The following is a 24,124-nucleotide window of genomic DNA, read 5'->3' on the forward strand; positions in this document are numbered from 1 at the left end:
TTGCATTCTAAACTTTTACATCCTGATGTGCAGGATTATATCGTTCAACATACGCAAGTGCCGGTTACACAACTCGCACTAAAAAAGAACCCATTTCCTGATGTGGAATGGTCAGAGATACTCAACCAGATATCGGCACGCCAAAAAGCCGAAAGCAAGCTTCCTACCTGGTATGCAACGCAAAATATTATATATCCGTCTAAAATATCAGTAGAACAAACCTCATCAGAAACTGCTGCCAAATACAAAGCCGCACTGGTTTCGGGTGAAAGCCTCATAGACCTTACAGGAGGTTTTGGTATAGACGACTACTATTTTGCTCAAACAATAAAACAGGTTACCCATTGCGAGCTGAATCTCGAACTATCTTCTGTTACCAAACACAATTTTGAAGTACTTGGCCCAGATACTATTACGTGTATGCCCGGTGACAGCCTTGATATACTGAAACTTGAAGATAAACAATGGGATTACATTTATGCCGACCCTGCCCGCCGCAACGATGCCAAAGGAAAGGTTTTTATGCTCAAAGACTGCCTGCCTAATGTACCCGAACTACTGGATACTTATTTTAAATATACCAATAATATACTTATAAAAACTGCTCCATTACTGGATATTACTGCCGGACTGACCGAGTTGCATTTTGTAAAGGCCATACATATTGTTGCCGTAAATAATGAAGTAAAGGAGTTGCTTTGGGTTTTAGAAAAAGGTTTTACAAATCAGCCCTTTATCGTAGCTGTAAACCTGACAAAAGACGGCAAGGATATTTTTGAAACTTCTTTTGATAATGAAGCCATTGCCACTTATTCTCAACCACAAAAATACCTGTATGAACCCAACAGTGCCATAATGAAATCGGGAGCGTTTGATGCCGTCTCAGTTCATTATAACATCAATAAACTGCACAAGCATTCGCAGTTATATACTTCAGAAAAATTGGTTGGGTTTGCAGGCAGGAGATTTGTTATCGATCAGGTATTGCCTTATCAAAAAGCTGAAATGAAACAGTATATTGAGGGCAAAAAAATGAATGTAACGGCACGTAATTTCCCATTGCAGGTTGCAGATATTCGAAAAAAATGGAAAATTAAAGACGGTGGCGATACTTATGCCTTTTTTACTACCACAGCCAATAATGAAAAGGTAGTATTGCTGTGTAAAAAAGCAGAGTAATACATTAAAAGGACTGTCTCAAAAGTTTCCATTTCGACCGAAGTGAAATGAAGTGGAGAAATCTCAATACACACAGTAATGAGAGATTTCTCCTCCGTCGAAATGGAACAACTATGACTTATATAGTCTTTTGAGACGGTCCTGTTAAAGATTAATCAATACCTGCAACTTTATTTTGTGCTGTAGTTTATATAACCACCATCAATAATAAGTTCTGTACCGGTAATAAAGCTTGCTGCATCAGAAGCGAGGAACAGTACCGGATTGGCAATTTCGTCCGGGTGTCCTATTCTTTGCATGGCAGTAGCCGAAGCCAGATATCCACGTGCCTCAACCGGAACCACACCTTCAAGTCCCGGTGTTTGTATTGGGCCGGGGCTAACAATATTTACACGTATTTTCCTTTCGGCCAGCTCATTGGCGGCAATTTGTGCAACTTTATTCAATGCTCCCTTCGTGGCTGAATATATTGATGTGCCTATATTTGTTGCTGTTGCCACTGTAGACGATGTAAACAACACCGATGCTCCATCGGCTAAATGAGGTAACAGTTGTTGCAGCGTAAAGTAAGGCCCTTTAACATTGGTATTGAACTGCGCATCAAAATCTGCCTCGGTAGCTTGTTCGATAGGTGTAAAAACTGCAATACCTGCATTTAAAAAAAGAACATCTATTTTACTTCCGCTTTGGGCAACAGCTTTTTCAAGTACCGCAATCCCTGCAAGGTTAGCCGTGTCAGATACTATAGTTTTAAGATTAGGGCTATCAATATCGGCAGTAGCCTTTGCAAGGTTTTGTTCACTGCGGCCGGTAATTAAGACATTGGCACCTGCATTTATAAAAGCTTTTGCGGTTGCTAACCCAATACCGGTGCTTCCGCCTGTAATCACTACATTTTTATTTCTAAAGTCCATAATTTTAAAATTGTTTTTTAATTATGGATCAAAGTTACAGCAAGCTTATTTATTTTAGTAACTTTGTAACTAAAAGTAACAGTAACATTTGAGTAACAAAGTAACTTATGACAGACAACGATTATACAGCATGCCATAAACGGGAGATAATGGCCGTGCACGATGCTATGGATGTATTGAGCGGCAAATGGAAAATATCGATCATTTCATCTATTTGCTATTACAATAAAAGGAGGTTTTCGGATATATTGAACGACGTAAACGGAATATCGAACAAAATGCTGAGTAAAGAGCTAAAGGAACTGGAAATGAACTTACTTATAAAACGCATAGTTTTAGACTCGCAGCCTGTAACGGTACAATATCAGCTAACCGAATACGGTCGCTCACTGCAAACCATAATCAACAGCCTGACCGATTGGGGCCTTGAGCACCGCAGGGTTATTGCAGGCAAACCTACCGAGGCAGTGCTTTAAAGCAGGATATTCTGAAGACATTCATCTCATTGACCGACACCAAATATTTTCGTGGAAAATGGATAAAATTAGTGTCTTAAATGAATCGCTGTGCTTTATAAGAATGCTAAATTTTTGTGAGAATTAAGCTTACATTTCTGTATTGCAGAAAGCAATTGCTACCTTTGCAGCTCACGCTTTTTTAATGATACAAAGCATAAGGCAGTTTACCGATAATGCAAATTTTGCCCGTGCCGTTATAGTTACGGTTGCGGCAGTACTGCCTGTATTTATACTCAACCTTTTTAACCTGTTCGATATTGGCCTTACCATTGCAATTGGGGCTTTTTTGATATATCCGGCCGATATTCCGAGCAACCTGCAACACCGCGCCAAAGGCTTGTTGGTAACAGTAGGCATTGTAACGGGCAGCACTCTTTTGGTTAATTTGCTCCACCCCTACCCATGGGTGTTCTATCCTGTTATAACACTTGTGGTGTTCTTTCTCTCAATGATCTCTGTCTACGGGCAGCGTGCCACTATGGTAGCATTTAGCGGCCTGCTTGCCATTGCTTTGGGCACAGGACACATTAATCACGGCTGGGAAATTGCTGTATATACAGGGCTAATACTGGGTGGAGGGCTCTTATACACATTTTTATCACTTACCATTAATTACCTCAACCCGCACCGCTATACAGAACTGGAAGTTGCAGAATGCCTTAAGCTTACCGCCAAATACCTAAAACTGCGTGGCGACCTGTGGGATGCAGGCGCAAACCGTGCCTCTATTGTAGAAAAGCAATTGCATTTGCAGGTAGATATAAACGCCACTCACGAAAACCTACGTGAAATATTAATTCGCAACCGCTCTAACTCGGGCAGCAGTAACCGAAGTCGTAAAATGCTACTGGTGTTTATATCGCTCATGGAAATACTGGAACTTGCCCTTTCTACTTCTTTCGACCATAGCAAGCTGCATCAAAAATTCGGGGAGCATTCTAAGGTATTGGCTACTTATCAAAACCTTGCCTATAACCTTGCAGCTACACTAAAAAAAATTGGCAAAAGCATCAACAACCGCAAAAAGTATATACCTAAACACAACCTCATTGCCGACCTTGAGGCTCTTGAAAACGCGATTAACGAATACGAGCAATTGTTAGGTAAAGAGGCTGCAGCCGAAGGTGTTTTTATGTTGATGAACATGATGCACTATGCCGAAAAGCAGATTGAAAAGATAAAGATTATTGAGCGCGCATTTACAGTAAACATTACTTTTAAAGACATTACTAAAAGTAGGGATAACGATCTTGATAAATTTATATCATCTGACTACTATCCTTTAGCAACACTTAAAGAAAACCTCACGTTTTCTTCTACTATTTTCAGGCATTCGCTAAGGTTGGCTGTAACCATAGCTTTAGGATTTGTAATTGGTGCACTTTTCCCTTTGCAAAACGTGTACTGGATATTGCTTACCATAGTAGTGATTATGCGCCCGGGCTACGGCCTCACTAAACAACGTTCTTATCAGCGCATTGTGGGCACCATTACGGGAGGCATTATTGCTTTTGCCATAATAAGTTTTGTGCACCACCCCGTTATTATTGGCACGCTCATTATTGTGTGCATGCTTTTGGGCTACACCTTTACAGCTATAAATTATCGCATTGGCGCCACGTTTGTAACCATGTATGTTATATTTTTATACAGTATGCTTACCCCCAATATAGACGAAGTGCTGCAATACCGCATTTTAGATACAGTGGTAGGATCTGTACTGGCATTTTTGGGTAATTACTTTTTCTGGCCGTCGTGGGAGTTTATGAACCTGCCGGTCTTTATTAAAAAGTCTATTGAAGCAAACCGTAACTACCTTGCCGAAATATCGCAATACTACAACAATAAAGGCAACGTGACCACCACTTACAGGCTCGCCAGGAAAAATGCATTTGTTGAGCTGGGCAACCTTATGCAGTCCTATCAACGCATGACGCAGGAACCAAAATCTAAGCAAAAACAGTTACAGCAAATTTACAAGCTTGCGGTGCTAAACCACACATTACTTTCGTCGTTGGCATCGCTTGGCACCTACATTCAGTCGCATAAAACCTATAAGGCTTCCGAAGCCTTTAATGTGGTAGTAAATACCGTTATTAAAAATCTGGACAATGCCATTGCATTGCTTACCCTAAATGTGCAGGTACAACAGGCACAACAGAACAATAACGAAGACCTTGCCATGCGTTTTACTGAGCTTAAAAATATACGTGCACGTGAATTACGCGAAATTCACGTCACTGACGAAGAAGAATTTAGGCTAAAAATGGAAGAAGCACATCTTGTAATAGAACAACTGGTTTGGCTAAACAGCCTGTCTGAAAAAATAGTGAAAGCAACAAGAATGCTTGAGCTTGGTAAATAAGTGTTTGATTTTTAGTTCAAAGTTTCAGGTTTAAAGTTTTTTGAACGTTGTAAAGAGTATCTCATAAGTTAGATTATGCCTCTTACATTTACACCAATTTCTTTTTGATCATTGCACTCCATGCCCCGGTGCTCCAAAGAGGCCATATAACCAATAACGGGTGAAGGAAAAGGCGTGTTAGCCTCAATTCATCAGTATTAAGTCCAAATGCGTCTACCCGGTTTACATACTGTGCATAGTTGCCCGGAAAAATCGCTATAAAAAAAGCCGCTGCTATCCACCCAACAGCAACCCTGTATTTTGTTACAAACAAAAGCCCCAGGCCTATAAGTATTTCTACAATGCCCGATAGTACCACAACGAGGTCTTTTTCTAACGGAACCCAGTCGGGCACCTGTCCGGCAAAATCAGCACGCACAAAGGTTAGGTGGCCTGTGCCTGTAAAAAGCAGCAACAGCCCCAGCAATATCCTGAAAAGGTTTTGGGTTTTTGTAGTTGTTTCCATAATGAAGTGATTTACAATATAAATCTACAAAATAAAACAACACAAATCACTGTATTTAAAACAGTTAAAAAATATTTTGTAATGCAAAAAAGCTATATCACAGAGATACACAAAGGTTTCGCAAAGAAATGCAGAGAGACAAATCAAAAGATCTATAATATTTATAAAAAGTACACAAAGTGTTTTTGCGCAATAGGCGCAAATAAGAAGAATTTATGCCAATTCGTGAAATTAGCGGCTAAAAACTTACCCCAGCCATTCTTTAAAGTCGTTTACACGTTCACGGCTCACAATAATTTCGTCGTCTTTATAAGTGGGAGGTATAACTTTTAGACGGGAGTTGGTGTACACAACAATATCTTTAATAGCATTTACAGATACTATAAACTTTCTGCTTACCCTGTAAAACTGTTTAGGATCGAGCTCCGCTTCCAACTGCTCCAGGGTGTTTTCCAACAGGTAGTCACGTCCGTCTGTAGTATGTAGGTAGGTTCCTTTATTTTCACTGTAAAAGCACTCAGCATCTTCAATATTAATCATTTTAAGGTGCTGCCCCATTTTTATAGTAAAGCGTTTTTTATAGGCTTTTTCGGCAGGGTTAACCAGCATCCGTTTTATTTGTTCAAAATCTATAGGTAATGCTTGTGGTGCAGGGCGACGCTCTTTATATTTAGCTACGGCAGCGTCAAGGTCGTCCTCATCTATAGGTTTCAGCAAATAATCTATACTGTTTAGCTTAAAGGCGCGCAGGGCATACTCATCATAGGCCGTTGTAAAAATAATGGCACTGTTAATATTTACCTTATCAAAAATCTCGAACGAAAGCCCGTCAGACAACTGTATATCTAAAAATATAAGATCGGGATGTGTGTTGCTGCCAAACCAGTCTATCGCCTCTTTAACCGAGTGCAGCATGGTTTGGGCCTCTATATCCAGTTTTTGCAGTTTACGCTGCAGCAGTCGTGCAGCAGGTTTTTCGTCTTCAATTATAATAACAGTCATAACAGTTGGTTTTGCTTTTCAAAAATAACAATTCTGTACAACTATCCTGCAACACAAGGATCAAAACCGCAAAAGCATCTGACTTTAAACCACATAAAGCGTGATTTTGAGGCATATATACCCCCTCTTAATCAAATTTATTAAACTTCCAAAAGGCAAAATCAGAATTAATGGTTTACCTTTGATACTTTAAAATTTACATACCATGGTTTATAAATTTAGGGTAATACTTGATGCCGAAGAAGATGTTTTCAGGGATATAGCAATCCTGGAAGATGATACGCTGGAAGACCTGCATAATGCCATTGTTAATGCCTTTGGGTTTGACGGGCTTGAGGCTGCCTCGTTTTATACCTGCGACGATAATTGGGAACAGGAAGATGAAATTGCACTTTTTGACACAGGAGATGTGCCGGGCGAACAAAAAACTATGGCCGATTATCCGTTGGAGAGTATCCTGAACGAGGAAAGCAACAAAATAATTTATGTGTACGACTTTTTAAATATGTGGACTTTCTTTGTAGAGTTGGCCGCTATTGAAGAGCCGGAAGGTGGCACTACTTATCCTGACCTGCTTTTTGCCCATGGGGAAATGCCTGCCAGTGCGCCGGAAATGGCATTTGGTACCGATGCCGACAGCGACGACCTGTATGGCGAGTTTGACGATGATTATGACGAAGAAGACTTTGACATGTTTGACGACGACCAAAACTTTAACGACTTAGGAATGGATGACCATAACTGGAATTAGTTTTTAAAGTCATAAAGTCGAAAGTTGTAACGTTAAAAACATACAACTCAAAAAATATACATACAGCAGCTGGTAGCAAATGTTACTATGCTGCTTTTTAATCTTAATCAAATTACTTAATAGCCTAAGAAACTCAGTATCTAAGCAACTAAGAACCTTTCACAAAGAAATGATCAACTTATTTAATACCCAGATAGAAACCCTTTCTATACACCGTGTGGGCAACAAAAGCCGTAGTGAAGCCATATTTTTATCAGAGCAGCCTTACAAACCGTCTGACGAAATAGTGCCGCTTTTAAAAGAATACTTTTTTAAGCCTTTTAGGGATAAAGAAGAGAATTATTTTCAGTTTGCACACGATGTACATTTGGATTATCATGACATGTACAACTATGCTACAGAAATGTTTGCAAACCCTAACATGGCACATGAAATATCTAAAAAAATAACCAAGCACCTTTTTGAGCAGTCTAACCACCCGCACATTAAAAATGGCGAAGTTTATGTGGCTTACTTAACCAACCTCAATATAGACAACAACCCGGTAGACGCTATTGGTATTTTTAAAAGCGAGATAAAAACCGATTTTCTTCAGTTTAACGAAGATGGTTCTAACCTCGAAATGATATTGCAACAGGGCATAAACCTGAACAAACTTGATAAAGGCTGTCTTATCTTTAATTACAAAAAAGAAGATGGCTATAAAATACTTACGGTAGACCACAACCGCTATGATGCCCGCTACTGGCTGGAGCATTTCCTTTCGGTAGATGCATTTCAGGATGAAAACTTTATGACTAAAAAGTACATGAAGTTCGTTCAGGATTTTGCCAAAGATGTAGTGCTACCGGCAGAAGACAAAAAAGAGGAGGTTATGTTTATGAACAGAGCTGTAAACCATTTTGCTAAGAACGACATGTTTGAAGAAACAGCGTTTTTAAATGAAGTTATAGACAACCCGGACCTTATACCTGAATTCAAGAACTATAAGGTAGAAAAAGCCCCTAAATACAGTATAGAAGACGTTACGAGTTTTCCTATTGCCAATGCTGCCGTTACCGATGCCCGTAAAAAAATAAAGAACGTTATTAACCTGGATACCAACATACAGATTAAAATGGACTTTATTAATGCTGAAAGTGCCGAAAAATTTGTAGAAAAAGGCTGGGACGAAGAAAAACAGATGTACTACTACCTTGTGTATTTTAATAAAGAACAAAAGAGTTAGAATATCAGCTAAACTATCCTGTAAATATTTTTTTTACAGGATAGTTATTTTATACTAACTTTTGAGACTTAAAAAGAACAAGACTCTCATGAAAAGAAACAGTATCTTTTTAATACTCTTAATAGTGTTTTATTTTGCTGTATTTAATAATACTTCTTCTGACTTTACTGCTTCATTATTACCCGGATGGCATACAACCATCATACCTCCACAAACAGTTGCTTTTGCATTTTTGGGCTGGTTAATCATAGTCATTACTGCATATTACTTCTTGCTTAAGAATTATGTCAAAAAATCTACAGTTATAATTTTCAGTACCTTTTCAATTCCTTTTTTAATTATATATATACTAAATTCAACAGGTGTTTTAAGAGGAAATGATCAAATGATTTTATTAAATATTTTTTTTGCTTCTCTGCTCCTCTTCATTGTTGCCCAACTTATTTTCTCCTTTTATTTTTTTAAAGGTATCATTAAAGCTTTTAAAAACTAATTTATAGATTCCCTGTTTGTTGTTAAATGTATCGTAAATTATGCAAGCATACATAATTTTAAGTTTTTGTTATATTTATAATAGCTAATTTTCGCGTTTGTAATATCTAAAAAAGTTAGGGGACACAACTACATGGCACTACACTACAGGCTGCTTTTTATACTGGCGTTATTTTTTGCCATTGCGCCATTGCAGGCACAGGTTGCCCCACCTGCCCGCGATACGGTAAAAGAAAAGCGCGACCAAATGTACCAGCAGCTTGAAAACTACAGCAAACGCAAAAAGTTTACACGTTTTTTGCACAAGCTCATTTTTAGGTCGGTGCAACCCAAAGAGTTAGGTAACAGCCGTAAGAAAATTAAAAACCAAACGCCCGAGCTGCAAACCACATACGAAACTACTCAAGGTAAAATAGTAAGGAATATAGTTATAGAAACACTGGATCCCTTTGGGCTTTCGGTAACAGATACAGCACGTAAACCCCGCAACGGCATAGAACGTTTTGGTAACCGTGTACACCTAAAAACAAAGCAAATAACCATTCGCAATTTGTTACTCTTTAAAAAGAACCGACCGCTCGATTCTCTTTTAATACAGGACAGCGAACGTTTATTGAGGAGACAGCGCTATATAAGGCGCGTTGCCATAACACCTCGCCCAGCCGGCAACAGTAAAGATTCTGTTGATGTTTACATCAGGGTGTTAGACTCATGGAGCCTTATACCCAATGGGTCGGCATCAAGCTCAGGGACATCTGTAAACATAACCGAACGCAACTTTTTTGGTCTTGGACACGAATTTGAGAATGATTTCGACAAACGTTTCAATACCGGCAGAACCTCTTATCTGGCCCGATATACTGTGCCTAATATAATGAACACTTATATTAACGCCACAGTAAACTACCAAATATGGGAAAGCTACAACAACCTTAAAAGTTTTGGGCTGGAACGCGATTTCTTTTCGGCCTATACCAAATGGGCAGGTGGTGCCTATGTAGAATCGCGCTACCAAAGAGATTCGCTCCCTAACTTGGAGAATGAAAATGTGCTACAGGATTTTAAAAGCAACTCTCAGGATTTTTGGGGTGGTTATGCCTTTAAAATATATGAAGGCGAAAGCGAGGAGAACCGAACCACGAGGTTGGTAACCACAGGCAGGTATTATGCAAGGCAATATTTAGAATCGCCATCGGAAGAATTTGACCCACGCGATTATTATGCCAGCGAAACCTTATACATGGGTAGTGTGGGTTTAACATCGAGAAAGTTCGTTCAGGATAAATTTTTATTTAACTACGATATTGTAGAAGATATACCCATTGGTAAGGTATATTCGGGCACTATAGGTACACAAAATAAAAATGCAGAGAACCGCGTATATCTTGGGGCGCGGTATGCTTTTGGTAACTATTACAAGTGGGGCTATTTTAGTACCGATTTTCAATTGGGCTCGTTTTTTTATGGCGAGCGCACAGACGAAACCTCACTGCGCATAGAGGCACTATATTTTAGTAACATACGCAACTGGGGTTCGTGGCGTTTCAGGCATTTTGTAAAACCCATTATTGTTATGGGAGACCACCGCATACCTATAATAACCGACCAGCTTAATCTTAACGCCGAATTTGGTTTTGACAAAAGGCTGGTTCAGGGAACAAAAAAAGTGCTGCTAACCCTACAAACACAATCTTATTCGCCATGGAACGTACTGGGCTTCCGTCTTAACCCGTTCGCAAATTTTACTATGGGGATTGTAGGCACCGAAGACAGAAAACTTTTTAAAAGCCCGGTCTATACACGCATAGGTCTCGGATTGCTTATATATAATGACTACCTTATATTCAATAGCTTTCAGCTATCGGTGGCATTTTATCCAACCATACCGGGCAACGGCAACAATATTTTCCGCACCAACACTATGGAGAATACTGATATTACCCTGCCCGACTTCCAGATCGCAAAACCGGGGGTGGTACCTTATTATTAGGCTTCGGGTGTTAGATATTGGGTTTGGGATGCTGGAAATCTCATAACTAAAATGCTATTTAACTATTGACGTTCGCTAAAAATATAACAAAGACATCAAAGAGTATTTTTTTCTGATTAAGGTTTTTTTGAGAATTTATTAAATTGTTTCAGAAAATACCCATGCCTATTTAGTTCAAGCCACACAAGCAGTGAAAATTTTGACAGAAAAACTGTTTTTTAAAAAAGCTTTTTTTGGTACAGCCATCGGGCTTCGGACTTTCAACTTACAACTTTAAAAACTTTCAACTTTAAAAGTAACAAATCCACTATATGATCGTCTTATAAATATCAAACCAATTAAACGATCATCTTTTGGAAACAATCCTTACCATAAACGGCCTCGACAAAAGGTATGGCAAAATACATGCGGTTAATAACGTTTCGTTCGAAATTAAAAAAGGCAATGTATATGGCATTTTAGGTCCAAACGGCAGTGGCAAGAGTACCACTCTGGGTATAGTGCTAAATGTAGTAAACAAAACAGGCGGCACATACAGCTGGTTTGGTGGCAGTGTAGAAACCCATGAAGCTTTAAAAAAAGTAGGCGCCATTATAGAACGTCCCAATTTTTACCCTTACATGAGTGCCTATGACAATCTTAAGCTGGTATGCAAAATTAAGGGTGCACCATACAGCAAGATCAATGAAAAACTGGAACTGGTAGGGCTTTTAGAGCGTAAAGACAGTAAATTCCGTACGTTTTCATTAGGTATGAAACAAAGACTGGCCATTGCATCTGCTCTTTTAAACGACCCCGAAATACTAATACTCGACGAGCCTACCAACGGCCTCGACCCTCAGGGCATCCGCCAAATAAGGGATATTATAAAATACATAGCCTCTTTGGGCACTACAATATTGCTGGCCTCTCACCTGCTCGATGAGGTAGAAAAAGTGTGCAGCCACGTTGTAGTGTTGCGCAAAGGCGTAATACTTTATACAGGCACTGTTCATGGTATGATAAACAGTGATGGCTTTATTGAACTGGAATCTAACGATAATGCAAAGCTTAGATCTTTATTGCAGGGGCATGCCGCTATAGACAAAATAGAAGAACAGGATGGCAGGCTAACCGTATATCTTAGTCAGCCGCTCGAAGCACACGAACTCAACCACTATCTGGCTACAAATGGTTTATTTTTAAGCCACTTGGTAAAACGAAAAAACAGCCTCGAAGAACAATTTTTACAGCTAACCTCTAACCAGCCCGAAAACTAACCCGCCATGAAAAGATTAATAAGCATAGAATTCCAGAAACTTTGGTTAAACAGGGCGAGCAGAATACTCATTATTTCCTATTTTGTAATATTATCGTTCATTGCCCTTATAGCATCAGTAAAACTTACTTTTTTTGGCATTGATTTCAGACTGGCAGATCAGGGCATTTTTAACTTCCCTTACATCTGGCATTTTAATACTTATATAGCCGTTTTGCTCAAATTATTCTTAGCCATTGTAATAGTTTCTATGATGGCAAACGAATATACGTATGGCACGTTAAAACAAAACCTTATAGACGGTTTAAGTAAAAAAGAGTTTATGCAAAGCAAAGTGCTAACCGTTCTTATTTTTGCCCTAAGCTCTACTATATTTATTTTTATAATGACTCTTATATTGGGTTATAGTTTCTCATCGTTTACAGAAGCATCTATAGTATTTAGCGACCTGGGTTATATAGTGGGCTATTTTATAAACCTCGTTGGGTTCTTTTCCTTCTGCCTTTTTGCAGGCATATTGGTAAAAAGATCGGCATTTGCCATTGGTTTTATCTTCCTGTGGTTTATTGTAGAAAAAATTATTCAGGGATTGTTGTATGCCTTTGTAGTGCCAAGCAAAGAGGCTCTGGACAAAGTAATGCAGTTTTTCCCTTTGGAGTCTATCAGCAACCTGCTAATAGAACCATTTACACGGTTTAAAGCCTACAAAGCAATAGAAAATCAGGTGAACCAGGCAGCAGCCATTGCTCCAAAAGATTACAGCGTGCATTGGTACACCATACTTATCGTGTTGATATGGACAGCAGTGTTTATTACACTATCCTACAAAATACTGAAAAAGAGAGATCTGTAATTGCTGTAAAAGTCAATTACAAGCAAAAGCAGGCCAATGTGCCTGCTTTTGTGTTTTTATGATTATAAGGATATAATAAAACCAGCCTTACTATGTTAAAGTTTAAAAATGCATTATTAAATAGTTAAAACTTAACTGTTATAATTTTAAAAACAGCTTTGCTTTACAGTATCTTTGCTTCCTTATGAAAATAAATTACAAACACAGCATATCGCTAATACTGTTGCTATTAACCACGGCAGTATCGGCGCAATACATACAGGTAGACGATACTTATACTGCACAGCAACTTACCGATGCATTGCTGGCAAACTCATGTTCTCAGGTTAGCAATGTAGTAGTAACAGGCAGCCCGAATGGGCGTACAAGCTACGGTTATTTTAATGCAGCGTCGTCTAATTTTCCATTTGCAGACGGTATCTTTTTAAGTACCGGATACGCAACATCTGTGCCCGGCCCTAACCGAAGGAATGATGATCTTAGCGATGGCGAGCAAACCTGGGAGGGCGACCGCGACCTTCAAAACGCACTTGATAGCGGCCGAACCTATAACGCAACAGTACTTGAATTTGATTTTGTTCCCCTTACTACAAGCATTAGTTTTGATTATATGCTGGCATCAGAAGAATATCTTCAGCAGGTTCCTTTTTTAGAATATTGTGATTATTCAGACGGATTTGCATTTTTACTTAAACCTGCTGGTACAAACAGGCCTTATCAAAACCTTGCTGTGATTCCTAATACCGATATTCCTGTAAAAGTAACCACTGTTCGTGGGCCGGGCATGTGTCCTGTTGCAAATGAGCAGTATTTTGGCGGATATAACGGCACCATAAGCCCAACGGCTTTTAACGGGCAAACAGTAGTGCTTACTGCCAAGGCCGATGTTACCCCCGGTGTGGCCTATCACATAAAACTTGTAATTGCCGATCAGGGTGATACTATGTATGACTCTGCTATATTTTTAGGCGGTGGCAGTTTTAATTTCTCTATAGACCTGGGCGAAGACAGAGAACTGTCTTCTTCTAACCCCGTATGTGACGGAGAAACGGTTACCCTTACCTCTATGGCCGGGGCAGACAGCTACAAATGGTATAAAGACGGCATTGAACAGCCTGCAACAAGAGGCACTTTTATTGCAACAGGACCAGGCGAATATAAAACCGAAGCAACCTTTAGCACCTGTGTATATTCGGGGACTGTTAATTTAGAATATGCCCCGGCTATAAGCCAGGCTCCCGTAACTTTTGTACAGTGTGATGATAATAATGATGGTTTAACGGCCTATTATTTATCTCAAATAACTGAGGAGTTGTTTACAGATCCTGATGCAAGTGTTACAGACTATTTTTTGACCACTACAGATGCTGCTGCGAACACCAATGCATTACCCACAGATACTCCTTTTTACAATACTGTAAGAAATCAGGAAATATATGTAGTGCTTGAAAATCAATATGGCTGTACAGCTACTGTACCTTTAACACTTTCGATCAATACACCCGATGGTATTGTATTGACACCTTTAGAGAATTGCGAAACAGAAGGTGTTGGTTCCGGTCTTGCTGAGTTTGACCTCGCAGCCGCTTCAGCCGACATTCTAACCCTTTTCCCTGCAGGTACAACACTAAATTATTACACCACATACAACAATGCATTGGCCTTGACCAATGAAATTACCGCTACTTACATAAACATAACGCCTCGTCTTGAAACCATATATGTAAGGATAAACAGTACACAAGGCTGTTTTGGCATCAAGCCTTTAGACCTTATTGTACACTCGTTTGTTGGAAATTTTGAAGATCAGGAGGTAATCCTGTGTCAAAATACTACACAGATGCTCGATGCAGGCAGTGGATTTGACAGCTATAGCTGGAACACCACCCCTCCTGTCCTAACCCGCTTGCTTACTATAGATGAGCCCGGAACGTATAGTGTTACGGTTGAGAATTCTTTTGGCTGCGAAGCGGTTAAAACATTTATAGTAACGCCATCGGGCCCAGCAATAACTGCAAAGTTTGATATTAGCGATTTTGCCGATAACAACAATACGGTTACTGTAAGTGTATTGCAGGGAATTGGCACCTACCAATATTCTTTAGACGGAGATTCCTATCAGGATGAGCCTGTGTTTAATAATGTAGCATCGGGCAGTCATATCGTGTATATTAAAGATATTAACGGTTGTGGGCCGGTATATCAAAAAACTATATATGTATTAGACTATCCAAGGGTTTTTACACCTAACGGAGACGGCATAAACGACACCTGGCTAATACCATACATGTACACCCGACCTGCATTAAGCGTAAACATTTTTAACCGATATGGCAAACTGATAACAGCCTTTAACGGAGGTAATTCTACCGGATGGGACGGACGCCTTAACGGCAGCCCACTGCCTGCTGATGATTATTGGTTTACAATACAATTAGAGAACGGAAACATTATAAAAGGGCACTTTTCGCTCATGAGATAAGTAACATTTGTACATCTGTTTGTTATAATGTTAAATTAAAGTTACCCCTGTTTTACACAGGTCTATTGCTGTATCTTTGCCGCACTTATGAAAAAAGTATTTAAAAGCGCCATAGCACTGGTATTGTTTCTGTTAGCCACTACAGCACAGGCACAATATATACAGGTAGACGACCATTATACTGCACAGCAGCTTGTAGAAAATGTTTTATTAAATAATGGCTGTGCTTCAGTATCCAACATTTCGGTTACAGGAGCAGCATACACGGGCGAACAGAGTTACGGCTACTTTTCCGGCACAGGTTCTACATTTCCGTTTCAAAACGGAATAATACTGAGCACAGGAAAAGCTCTTGGCGCAGTTGGCCCTAACAGCAGCCTGTTGGACGATGGTGGCGATATAGACTGGCCGGGAGACCGCGATCTTGAAAATGCCCTGCAAATAAACAACTCTATAAACGCAACGGTGCTGGAATTTGACTTTATTCCGCTTGCCAACCGCATTAGCTTTGATTACATGCTGTCGAGCGAAGAATATCATGATAATGCTCCCTGTCGCTATTCTGACGGATTTGCTTTCTTATTGAAAGCAGCCGATGACGAAACCCCATACATCAACCTTGCTGTTGTGCCCGGCACCGATATTCCTGTAAAAGTAACATCGGTACGCCCCGAAATTCCGGGTAGCTGCGAGGCACAGAACGAACAGTATTTTGGTGCTTTTAACGGCTACGAACATCCTACGAATTTTAACGGGCAAACAAAGGTAATGACAGCTATATCGGCAGTTACTCCCGGTGTGCGCTACCATATAAAACTGGTTGTTGCCGATGAAGCCAATTTTCGCTACGATTCGGCTATATTTATTGGTGGAGGCAGTTTTGATATGACTACCGATCTTGGACCTGACCGTACCCTTGCCAACGGGAATCCATTGTGCGACGGAGAGGTTTTTACAATAGATGCATCATCCACAGTTGCGACAGCCTATCAGTGGTATAAAGATGGTAACATTATTAGTGGTGCAACAAACGGAACTTATACAGTAAATCCTACCACCGACAGCAGCCCTGATGCTACTTACACTGTAGACGTTACTTTTACACCCGGATGTATCTCTCAGGGGGCAATAGATATTGAGTACACTACTCCTGTCACAGTAGGCAGTTATACTTTATTACAATGTGACGACAATAACGACGGCCTTACACTTTACAACCTTGACAATGCGGCTGAGCTTGTAGAAAATAATCACCCGGAACTTACGGGCGTTAATTATTTCACCGAGTTAACCGATGCGGAAGCAAACACTAATGAAATAACAGAACCTAATTTGTTTGCCAATACACGCATAAACCAACAGGTTTACATAAGGATGAAAAACCAATATAACTGCATAGGCATTGCAACGGTTACATTGGCAACATCTGCCAATACTGTTAATGATGCAACTGTTATAGAAGAATGTGATGATGACGGCACAGACGACGGACTGTATGTTTTTGACCTTACCCAAAGGGCAGGAGAAATACTCAGCGGACTCCCGACAGGTTTACAGTTAGATTATTATATATCTCACGATAATGCTTTAACGGTAAGCACACCCATTGCCAATCCTCAAAGTTTTAATAATACCATTGCTTATAATCAGGTTATCTATGCGCGTGTAAGTAGTGGCAGCGATTGTTATGGCATTGCGCAAATTCCGCTTTTAGTGCATTCTTTTGGCGCTGCATTAGACGATGAAGAAGTATTTTTATGTGAAGGAGCTACAGTTGGTGTTCCGCTTAATGCAGGACCGGGATATGCTTCTTATACATGGGATACTAACCCTATAGTGCACACACAAATTGCAAGGGTAAGCCAAACAGGAACCTATACCGTTACAGTGGCCAACAATTTTGGCTGTACCGGCACAAAAACCTTTGTGGTAAAACCATCGGGCAAGGCTATCAATGCCGAATTTGAAATTGTTGAATTTACAGGAGGCAACAATTCTTTAACTATACATCCGGAAGGTATTGGCACTTATGAATATTCTATAGATGGGGTGCATTATCAGGATAGTCCTGTGTTCGACAACCTGCCTTCAGGACAATATACAGTATATATAAGAGACACTAACGGCTGTGGATCACCCTATACAAAAGAAGTGGCTGTGTTGGATTATCCTAAGTATTTTACACCAAATGGCGATACCGTACACGAATACTGGAGCATACCCTACATGCGCAACAGACCGGGCATATCTGTAGTAATATATGACAGGTATGGCAAAGTAATTACAGGCTTTACAGGGGGCAATTATGTAGGATGGGACGGAACACTGAACGGTCACCCACTACCGGCATCAGATTACTGGTTTGTAATTACACTTGAAAATGGTAATACCGTAAAAGGCCATTTTGCACTTATAAGATAACAAACTAAAAATAATTTATATTGAAGGCGCAACGTTATGTTTACGCCTTTTTTATGTATTATAATTACACACATTCGCAATCTTTATAAAACAAAAAAACTCCCACCAATGGTGGGAGTTCCTTATATAAATCAAATTGATGATTAGAATTTAAAACGTTTCCTGTCGTTCTCGTTAAGGTATATTTTACGTAAACGAAGGCTCTTAGGAGTAACCTCAACATACTCGTCTTTTTGTATGTATTCAAGTGCCTCTTCAAGTGAGAATTTAATAGCAGGGATAATCCTTGCCTTATCGTCAGCTCCGCTTGAACGTACGTTTGAAAGCTTTTTGGTTTTGGTTACGTTAACCGTCATATCATCACCACGGCTGTTCTCGCCAATAACCTGGCCTTCATAGATATCTTCGTTAGGGTCAACGAAGAATTTTCCACGCTCCTGAAGTTTATCGATAGAATAAGGAATTGCCTTACCGTTCTCCATAGAAATAAGCGATCCGCTCAAACGTCCTGGAATTTCGCCTTTATACGGCTGGTATTCAAGGAAACGGTGAGACATAATAGCCTCTCCTGCTGTAGCGGTTAGCAACTGGTTTCTTAGGCCAATTATACCACGAGACGGGATATTGAACTTAACGATCATACGCTCGCCTTTTGGCTCCATGCTAAGCATCTCGCCTTTACGAATAGTTACAAACTCAACAGCACGGCCGCTAAGGTTCTCAGGAAGGTCAATTGTAAGCTCTTCAACAGGCTCGCATTTAACACCGTCAATTTCTTTTATAATTACCTGTGGCTGACCAATCTGTAGCTCATAACCTTCCCTTCTCATAGTCTCAATAAGAACAGACAAGTGAAGTACACCACGACCAAATACCATAAATTTATCTGCACTGTCTGTCTCAGCAACACGCAGGGCAAGGTTTTTTTCAAGCTCTTTGTTTAACCTGTCTTTAATGTGGCGAGAAGTAACAAATTTACCTTCTTTACCAAAGAAAGGAGAGTCGTTGATAGTGAAAAGCATGCTCATTGTAGGCTCATCGATAGCAATAGACTCTAATGCTTCAGGATTTTCAAAATCAGCAACAGTATCGCCAATTTCAAAACCTTCAAGACCAACAATAGCACAAATATCTCCGGCTATAACCTCTTCTACTTTTTTACGGCCAAGGCCTTCAAAAGTGTGAAGCTCTTTTATTTTAGATTTCAATATTTTTCCATCGCGTTTTACAAGCGATACGTTCATGCCTTCTTTAAGCACACCACGTTGTAAGCGCCCTATAGCAATACGACCTGTAAAGCTGCTAAAGTCTAACGATGTGATAAGCATTTGCGGAGTACCTTCAGATACTTTTGGAGCAGGAACATTTTCTATAACCATATCCAAAAGCGGCTCTATATTATCAGTTACATTTTCCCAATGGTCACTCATCCAGTTATTTTTTGCCGAACCATAAACCGCCGGGAAATCAAGCTGCCATTCTTGTGCACCAAGTTCAAACATAAGATCGAATACTTTTTCGTGCACTTCTTCAGGTGTACAGTTTTCTTTATCTACCTTATTAATAACCACACATGGCTTAAGACCAAGGTCGATAGCTTTTTGAAGTACAAAACGTGTTTGCGGCATAGGCCCTTCAAAAGCATCTACAAGAAGACAAACACCATCGGCCATATTAAGCACGCGCTCTACCTCTCCACCAAAATCGGCGTGGCCCGGGGTATCTATAATGTTGATCTTTGTACCTTTGTAAGTTACCGATACGTTTTTAGAGGTAATGGTAATACCACGCTCACGCTCAAGGTCGTTGTTGTCAAGTATCAAATCACCTGTGTTCTCGTTTTCACGGAACAATTGGCAATGGTACATAATTTTGTCAACCAGCGTAGTTTTACCGTGGTCAACGTGGGCAATAATCGCAATGTTTCTAATAGCAGCCATCTGTCTTTTTTTGAAGCTGCAAAGGTACACTTTATTTTGATAAAAAAAACTTTATACAGAGGGCTTTGCATCATAGTTGTACATTTAGCAAAAAATGTAACATACTGGTAGTGTTTTGATAACGTTTTACCTATCCAAACCAACTTTCTAAGACGGGAATTAACTATTTTACAGAGTCATTCTTTCAGTAAAAGAATTTAAAAAATGCTTCCTAAACAAACAATATAGAAATAATTACTACAAATATTTTTATAAAAAAACGCACCAAACAATGTATATATTTAAAAAACAACCACATACAAACCTAAAACCAAAACTGTAAAAATAACGTATATATTTAATATATTTGTTGAACTTTTACCCCCGAAAGTATGAACATTTTAAAAAATGCGTTTACTATAAAAGACCTGGAAAACCTTTCGGGCATAAAAGCACATACCATTCGAGTTTGGGAAAAACGCTACGGTATTCTTGAGCCCATGCGTACCGAAAGCAACATACGGGTTTATTCTATGCAAAGCCTGCAAAAATTGCTCAACATCTGTACGCTTACTTCTTATGGCTACAAGATAAGCGCTATTGCCAAATTACCGGAAGAGACCATACCTGTCATTGTACGCGAAATACTGAGCCGAAAAACTCTTAGCAACCATGCCCTGAATAGCTTTAAGCTTGCTATGATAAATTTTGACAGGCAACTTTTTAGCACTACATACAACAACCTGCTTACCGAAAAATCGTTAAGCGAGATATTTTTTGAATTCTTTGTTCCGTTGCTGCGCGAAACAGGCATGCTGTGGCAAACAGGCACCATTACTCCCGCACACGAGCATTTTATAAGCTGTCTTATTAAACAGCAAATAAGTGTTAGCACAGAGGCATTGCAAAACACCCCACCTACTAAAACCGACCGTACTTTTGTTTTATATCTGCCCGAAGGGGAAATTCATGAAATGGGACTTATGGTTATCAACTACGAACTGATCAGGATAGGACATCAAACTGTTTACATAGGCGCTAATATACCTACAGCAAACCTTACAGATATTAAGAATTACTTTGCCAACATTACATTTGTAACCTATCTTACCGTTGAAACCAACCTTAACCGTATAGGCCAATACCTGAGCACACTTAAAACCGAAGTGGTTAATGATACCCAAACTCAATTGTATGTTTTTGGAAAAGGCATATCGTTTATTAATAAAGATACGTTACCAAAGGGTATTGAAACTTTTACATCAATAAGAGGATTTGCAGAGGGATTGTAGCATACCCTACAAGGTTTTGTACTTTATTTTAAAATATACAGAAAGCAGTATGAAATTTAAAAACCCGGTAAGGGCATGAGCCATTACTGCTCCCTCGCTTCCATAAACAGATATAAATATCTTGCTGAAACAGTAAAGAACTAAAAATAAGAATCCTTCTACTAATATAAAAGCAGAGGTCATTTTCTTTGCAAAAAACTCAAAACCCAAAATAAGAGCACATACTTTAAAAAAATCGCCCAAAAGCTGCCATGCAAAAAGGTCTGTCATTGGTAAAAAATCTGCACTGAAAAGCAACTTTACAATAAAAAACCTTAGTATGTAAACAACCAAAAGCCCAACGGCATATAATGGCACTATACTTTTAAAGTAACTAAAAAATATATTTTTTGTTTCTTTATTTGTTTTAGCAACAGACAGTTTTGGCAAAAAATAGAGTGTTAAAAGTGTAGAAACAAAAAGCATATAAAAGGTAGCAATGCGTCCCATTGCCTCCCAATAGCCCGCCTGTTCAGCACCATCAACCTCTACAATATAATTACGAATGCTTATATATACCACAGGCCCCAACAGTGCCGTTACCAAACTCATCAGGCTATATGATAATAACTTTTTAAGTAGGTGTTTATCAAAACATTTCATTTTAAATATATTTGATAATACAATCTGCTTACTGATGTAAAATAAAGAAAACAAAAACACAAGTACAGGAGATAGCACTATACCCCAAAAAGCACCCGAAAGCCCCATTTGCCATATAAGTATTGCCGACATTACAACCCCGGCAGCATTACCAAATATATTGATCCATATTACCTGCTTATAGCTGCCAAAACCATTAAGTATGGCTACAAAAACAAGACTCCCTGTATAAAATGGCAGCACAACGGCCAAAAGTTGCAAAACCCAACTGTAATTTTGGTTGCCATTAAATATCCACGAACTAAAGTAAGACGATAACATTAAAAGTAAAAAGCTTACCACAACAACCGTTGCAAAAATGCTTAAACAAACCGTTGCAAGTACCTGTTTTAATTTGCAGTCGTCTTTTTCATGCTCGGCAGTATATTTTATTATGCCATTTTGAAGCCCAAGTGTGCTAAATGCATCTACCGAAGTTAAAAAGTTACGAAGATTGCCTGTAAGTGCCATTCCTGAAGGCCCTATAAAAAGTGCTATCATTTTAGAGGCTAATAGCCCTCCGGCAATTCGCACAACAATGCTCAGCGTATTGAGAGACGATACACGAAAAAGCTGCGTTTTGAATATGTTAGCTGGCTTATACAATATTACAAACTTCTGATTACACGCGCAGGATTACCAGCAGCAATTACATTAGCAGGAATATTTTTTGTTACTACAGAGCCATTTCCTATTACTGAATTCTCTCCTATAGTAACGCCTTTTAAAATCACCACATTAGATCCTATAAAAACATTATTACTTATATTTACATCTACAGCATTTAACAAATCATGATTTCGTTTTTGAGGATCTAATAAATGACCATCTGAATCTATTACCGAACAGTTGACTCCTATCAAAACATTATTTCCAATACTTATTTTAGATAGGGCTATTGCCGAAAACCCATTATTAATAGCTGTGTTGTTACCTATGATTATTTCACTATTCTCGGATTTTGCTTCAAAATATGCATAATGGGTATAATAATTTGGAGATGATATAACACCTACCTGCACGTTTTTGCCAAAAACTATCCTCCCCGGTCCTTTTAACAAAACAGGGTGATACATTAGGAGGTTTCCTTCAACGCGCTTACAATCAGAAAGAAACTGATACTTTTTTATTCTTAAAGTAACAAATATAAATTTTAAAAAACGTCCTTTTATGTTCATCCTGATTAAATTAAGGCGTTATCTAAATTTATAAAATTAACGGTTGGCACTTCATAAAAATCATGGTTAAGTGTTCTTGCACCAAAGCTTTCTTTCCAAAAAATAATCCCTTCCTTCAACTTGCGGCTGTCAGGGTCATGAGAAGGGCCTAAATCAAAATATTGCTTTTCTTTAAAAACGTTTCTGATTAGATGATTATAAAGATAATCAAGGCTTCCTAATTGATTTTTATCAGGATTGCCACTAATGTATTGAGGCTTTGCTACAGTATCTGTAATAAAAACGGTTGTACCGGCCACTATAGTACCATTATTGTAAACGTTAAAATGCCTTATATTTTCAGGAAACTTACTATGCAAAAATTTTATTTCCTCAGCAGTATGCACCGGGGCTGCCTCGTGTTTTTCCTTTAGATTAGGAATAAGTATTTCATTCCAGAATAAATCAAAATTAGGCTCCTCTACAATTAAAAGATTATTTTTCTCTCCTCTCCTTATAGCCTCCAATCGTTTTTTCGTAAAAGGAAATGTTCCCAATATATCATAAACAGAAAGGCCATCCCTTCTTACCAGTTTTGCACCCGCCACAAAAAGTGTATATTCCATTTCCTGTGCGGGCATTTTATGGTAAATATCAGGTATACTTTTTGCTGAAAAAGCAGTAATACCTCTATCATTCAAATATTTCAGGATAGCCCTTACAATATGTATTACATCAGCAAGTTTATTTTGAGCGGTAAGCAAAATCCCTCCATAAGTTAGCCCCTGGTGCGAATATACTACATCCCCTACCCTGTTGGCCGGTAACAATGCTACAAGTTTATTATCATTAAAAACCAGCAGTGAATAATCAGTAAACCTATCGGCATGATATTCCATAAAATCACGATGAAACAAAAATGTACCGTTTTTAGAACGGGCAACAAAATCATTCCACTGATCGTAATACTGTATGTTGTATGGTTGTATAGTATACATTAAAGGCGGTTATGAAATATAAAAAGAAAACTCCATAACTAGTTTATTTAAGGTAAAAGTACAAAAATAATCGGGGTTTAGTTATATAAACACATTTGCCGCCACATTGTTGTTGTTTT

Annotated in this window: 19 protein-coding genes; 12 read left to right on the forward strand and 7 right to left on the reverse strand. The window is 39.0% G+C overall.

The window, feature by feature from the left end; all coding sequences use genetic code 11:
• Window positions 1-1,179 carry a class I SAM-dependent methyltransferase gene (locus GR160_RS16915; RefSeq protein WP_160751081.1) on the forward strand — a complete coding sequence of 393 codons (1,179 nt, stop codon included), beginning with the start codon at window positions 1-3 and terminating at the stop codon, window positions 1,177-1,179.
• 170 nt (window positions 1,180-1,349) lie between these two features.
• On the opposite strand, the gene GR160_RS16920 is transcribed toward GR160_RS16915, so the two are convergent.
• Window positions 1,350-2,093 (reverse strand): SDR family oxidoreductase, encoded by a 744-nt coding sequence (locus GR160_RS16920; protein WP_160751082.1) that lies wholly within the window; start codon window positions 2,091-2,093, stop codon window positions 1,350-1,352.
• A gap of 107 nt (window positions 2,094-2,200) precedes the next feature.
• On the opposite strand from GR160_RS16920, the gene GR160_RS16925 reads away from it, so the two are divergent.
• Together GR160_RS16925 and GR160_RS16930 are read left to right on the forward strand one after the other, a co-directional pair.
• The gene (locus GR160_RS16925) at window positions 2,201-2,569 is read left to right on the forward strand and encodes a helix-turn-helix domain-containing protein (protein ID WP_160751083.1); all 369 of its coding nucleotides are present in this window, start codon (window positions 2,201-2,203) and stop codon (window positions 2,567-2,569) included.
• A 142-nt stretch (window positions 2,570-2,711) separates the two neighbouring features.
• Window positions 2,712-4,976, forward strand: a complete 2,265-nt coding sequence (locus GR160_RS16930; RefSeq protein ID WP_370519231.1) for an FUSC family membrane protein — start codon at window positions 2,712-2,714, stop codon at window positions 4,974-4,976.
• A gap of 88 nt (window positions 4,977-5,064) precedes the next feature.
• On the opposite strand, the gene GR160_RS16935 is transcribed toward GR160_RS16930, so the two are convergent.
• Together GR160_RS16935 and GR160_RS16940 are read right to left on the reverse strand one after the other, a co-directional pair.
• On the reverse strand, window positions 5,065-5,481 hold the full coding sequence (locus GR160_RS16935) for a DoxX family membrane protein (protein WP_160751084.1): 417 nt from the start codon (window positions 5,479-5,481) through the stop codon (window positions 5,065-5,067).
• 246 nt (window positions 5,482-5,727) lie between these two features.
• Window positions 5,728-6,483: a LytTR family DNA-binding domain-containing protein gene (locus GR160_RS16940; RefSeq protein ID WP_160751085.1), complete on the reverse strand. Its 756-nt coding sequence runs from the start codon at window positions 6,481-6,483 to the stop codon at window positions 5,728-5,730.
• A 205-nt stretch (window positions 6,484-6,688) separates the two neighbouring features.
• Between GR160_RS16940 and GR160_RS16945 the strand changes: the two genes are divergently transcribed.
• The 8 genes from GR160_RS16945 to GR160_RS16980 all read left to right on the forward strand — a co-directional run bounded on the left by GR160_RS16945 (window position 6,689) and on the right by GR160_RS16980 (window position 17,958).
• Window positions 6,689-7,234, forward strand: a complete 546-nt coding sequence (locus tag GR160_RS16945; protein ID WP_160751086.1) for a plasmid pRiA4b ORF-3 family protein — start codon at window positions 6,689-6,691, stop codon at window positions 7,232-7,234.
• A 169-nt stretch (window positions 7,235-7,403) separates the two neighbouring features.
• A complete protein-coding gene (locus GR160_RS16950) occupies window positions 7,404-8,462 on the forward strand; it encodes a nucleoid-associated protein (RefSeq protein WP_160751087.1) in 1,059 nt (352 codons plus the stop codon).
• Between the two features lie 88 nt (window positions 8,463-8,550).
• Window positions 8,551-8,955, forward strand: coding sequence for a hypothetical protein (locus GR160_RS16955; protein ID WP_160751088.1), 405 nt, complete (start codon window positions 8,551-8,553; stop codon window positions 8,953-8,955).
• A 132-nt stretch (window positions 8,956-9,087) separates the two neighbouring features.
• Window positions 9,088-10,944: a hypothetical protein gene (locus GR160_RS16960; RefSeq protein WP_160751089.1), complete on the forward strand. Its 1,857-nt coding sequence runs from the start codon at window positions 9,088-9,090 to the stop codon at window positions 10,942-10,944.
• A gap of 353 nt (window positions 10,945-11,297) precedes the next feature.
• Window positions 11,298-12,203 (forward strand): ABC transporter ATP-binding protein, encoded by a 906-nt coding sequence (locus GR160_RS16965; RefSeq protein ID WP_160751090.1) that lies wholly within the window; start codon window positions 11,298-11,300, stop codon window positions 12,201-12,203.
• A 6-nt stretch (window positions 12,204-12,209) separates the two neighbouring features.
• The gene (locus GR160_RS16970; RefSeq protein ID WP_160751091.1) at window positions 12,210-13,055 is read left to right on the forward strand and encodes an ABC transporter permease; all 846 of its coding nucleotides are present in this window, start codon (window positions 12,210-12,212) and stop codon (window positions 13,053-13,055) included.
• A 184-nt stretch (window positions 13,056-13,239) separates the two neighbouring features.
• Window positions 13,240-15,537: a T9SS type B sorting domain-containing protein gene (locus GR160_RS16975; protein ID WP_160751092.1), complete on the forward strand. Its 2,298-nt coding sequence runs from the start codon at window positions 13,240-13,242 to the stop codon at window positions 15,535-15,537.
• 87 nt (window positions 15,538-15,624) lie between these two features.
• Window positions 15,625-17,958, forward strand: a complete 2,334-nt coding sequence (locus GR160_RS16980; protein WP_160751093.1) for a T9SS type B sorting domain-containing protein — start codon at window positions 15,625-15,627, stop codon at window positions 17,956-17,958.
• A 143-nt stretch (window positions 17,959-18,101) separates the two neighbouring features.
• Here the strand turns inward: GR160_RS16980 and typA are convergent, their stop codons facing one another.
• Entirely contained in the window at window positions 18,102-19,898 is a 1,797-nt protein-coding gene (gene typA / locus GR160_RS16985; RefSeq protein ID WP_160751094.1) for a translational GTPase TypA, read from the reverse strand.
• Between the two features lie 371 nt (window positions 19,899-20,269).
• Here typA and GR160_RS16990 point away from each other — a divergent pair, with 371 nt between their 5' ends.
• Complete coding sequence (locus GR160_RS16990; RefSeq protein ID WP_160751095.1) at window positions 20,270-21,169, forward strand: MerR family transcriptional regulator; 900 nt, start codon at window positions 20,270-20,272, stop codon at window positions 21,167-21,169.
• Between the two features lie 6 nt (window positions 21,170-21,175).
• Here GR160_RS16990 and GR160_RS16995 read toward each other — a convergent pair whose 3' ends face one another.
• The 3 genes from GR160_RS16995 to GR160_RS17005 are packed head-to-tail and all read right to left on the reverse strand — an operon-like array spanning window position 21,176 to window position 24,005.
• Window positions 21,176-22,456, reverse strand: coding sequence for an O-antigen translocase (locus GR160_RS16995; protein ID WP_160751096.1), 1,281 nt, complete (start codon window positions 22,454-22,456; stop codon window positions 21,176-21,178).
• Between the two features lie 2 nt (window positions 22,457-22,458).
• On the reverse strand, window positions 22,459-23,028 hold the full coding sequence (locus GR160_RS17000; RefSeq protein ID WP_160751097.1) for a DapH/DapD/GlmU-related protein: 570 nt from the start codon (window positions 23,026-23,028) through the stop codon (window positions 22,459-22,461).
• A 5-nt stretch (window positions 23,029-23,033) separates the two neighbouring features.
• Window positions 23,034-24,005, reverse strand: coding sequence for a GNAT family N-acetyltransferase (locus GR160_RS17005; RefSeq protein WP_160751098.1), 972 nt, complete (start codon window positions 24,003-24,005; stop codon window positions 23,034-23,036).
• Between the last annotated feature and the right edge of the window lie 119 nt (window positions 24,006-24,124).

The organism is Flavobacterium sp. Sd200, assembly GCF_009826935.1.
Classification (GTDB): Bacteria; Bacteroidota; Bacteroidia; order Flavobacteriales; family Flavobacteriaceae; genus Flavobacterium.

What these genes read in the sequence shown, in the direction of transcription:
- GR160_RS16960 (WP_160751089.1), top strand. Translation starts at nt 9,088, where the DNA reads ATGGCACTACACTACAGGCTGCTTTTTATACTGGCGTTATTTTTTGCC.
- GR160_RS16980 (WP_160751093.1), top strand. Translation starts at nt 15,625, where the DNA reads ATGAAAAAAGTATTTAAAAGCGCCATAGCACTGGTATTGTTTCTGTTA.
- GR160_RS16920 (WP_160751082.1), bottom strand. Translation starts at nt 2,093, where the DNA reads ATGGACTTTAGAAATAAAAATGTAGTGATTACAGGCGGAAGCACCGGT.
- GR160_RS16940 (WP_160751085.1), bottom strand. Translation starts at nt 6,483, where the DNA reads ATGACTGTTATTATAATTGAAGACGAAAAACCTGCTGCACGACTGCTG.
- GR160_RS17005 (WP_160751098.1), bottom strand. Translation starts at nt 24,005, where the DNA reads ATGTATACTATACAACCATACAACATACAGTATTACGATCAGTGGAAT.
- GR160_RS16935 (WP_160751084.1), bottom strand. Translation starts at nt 5,481, where the DNA reads ATGGAAACAACTACAAAAACCCAAAACCTTTTCAGGATATTGCTGGGG.
- GR160_RS16925 (WP_160751083.1), top strand. Translation starts at nt 2,201, where the DNA reads ATGACAGACAACGATTATACAGCATGCCATAAACGGGAGATAATGGCC.
- GR160_RS16945 (WP_160751086.1), top strand. Translation starts at nt 6,689, where the DNA reads ATGGTTTATAAATTTAGGGTAATACTTGATGCCGAAGAAGATGTTTTC.
- GR160_RS17000 (WP_160751097.1), bottom strand. Translation starts at nt 23,028, where the DNA reads ATGAACATAAAAGGACGTTTTTTAAAATTTATATTTGTTACTTTAAGA.
- GR160_RS16990 (WP_160751095.1), top strand. Translation starts at nt 20,270, where the DNA reads ATGAACATTTTAAAAAATGCGTTTACTATAAAAGACCTGGAAAACCTT.
- typA (WP_160751094.1), bottom strand. Translation starts at nt 19,898, where the DNA reads ATGGCTGCTATTAGAAACATTGCGATTATTGCCCACGTTGACCACGGT.
- GR160_RS16975 (WP_160751092.1), top strand. Translation starts at nt 13,240, where the DNA reads ATGAAAATAAATTACAAACACAGCATATCGCTAATACTGTTGCTATTA.
- GR160_RS16955 (WP_160751088.1), top strand. Translation starts at nt 8,551, where the DNA reads ATGAAAAGAAACAGTATCTTTTTAATACTCTTAATAGTGTTTTATTTT.
- GR160_RS16970 (WP_160751091.1), top strand. Translation starts at nt 12,210, where the DNA reads ATGAAAAGATTAATAAGCATAGAATTCCAGAAACTTTGGTTAAACAGG.
- GR160_RS16950 (WP_160751087.1), top strand. Translation starts at nt 7,404, where the DNA reads ATGATCAACTTATTTAATACCCAGATAGAAACCCTTTCTATACACCGT.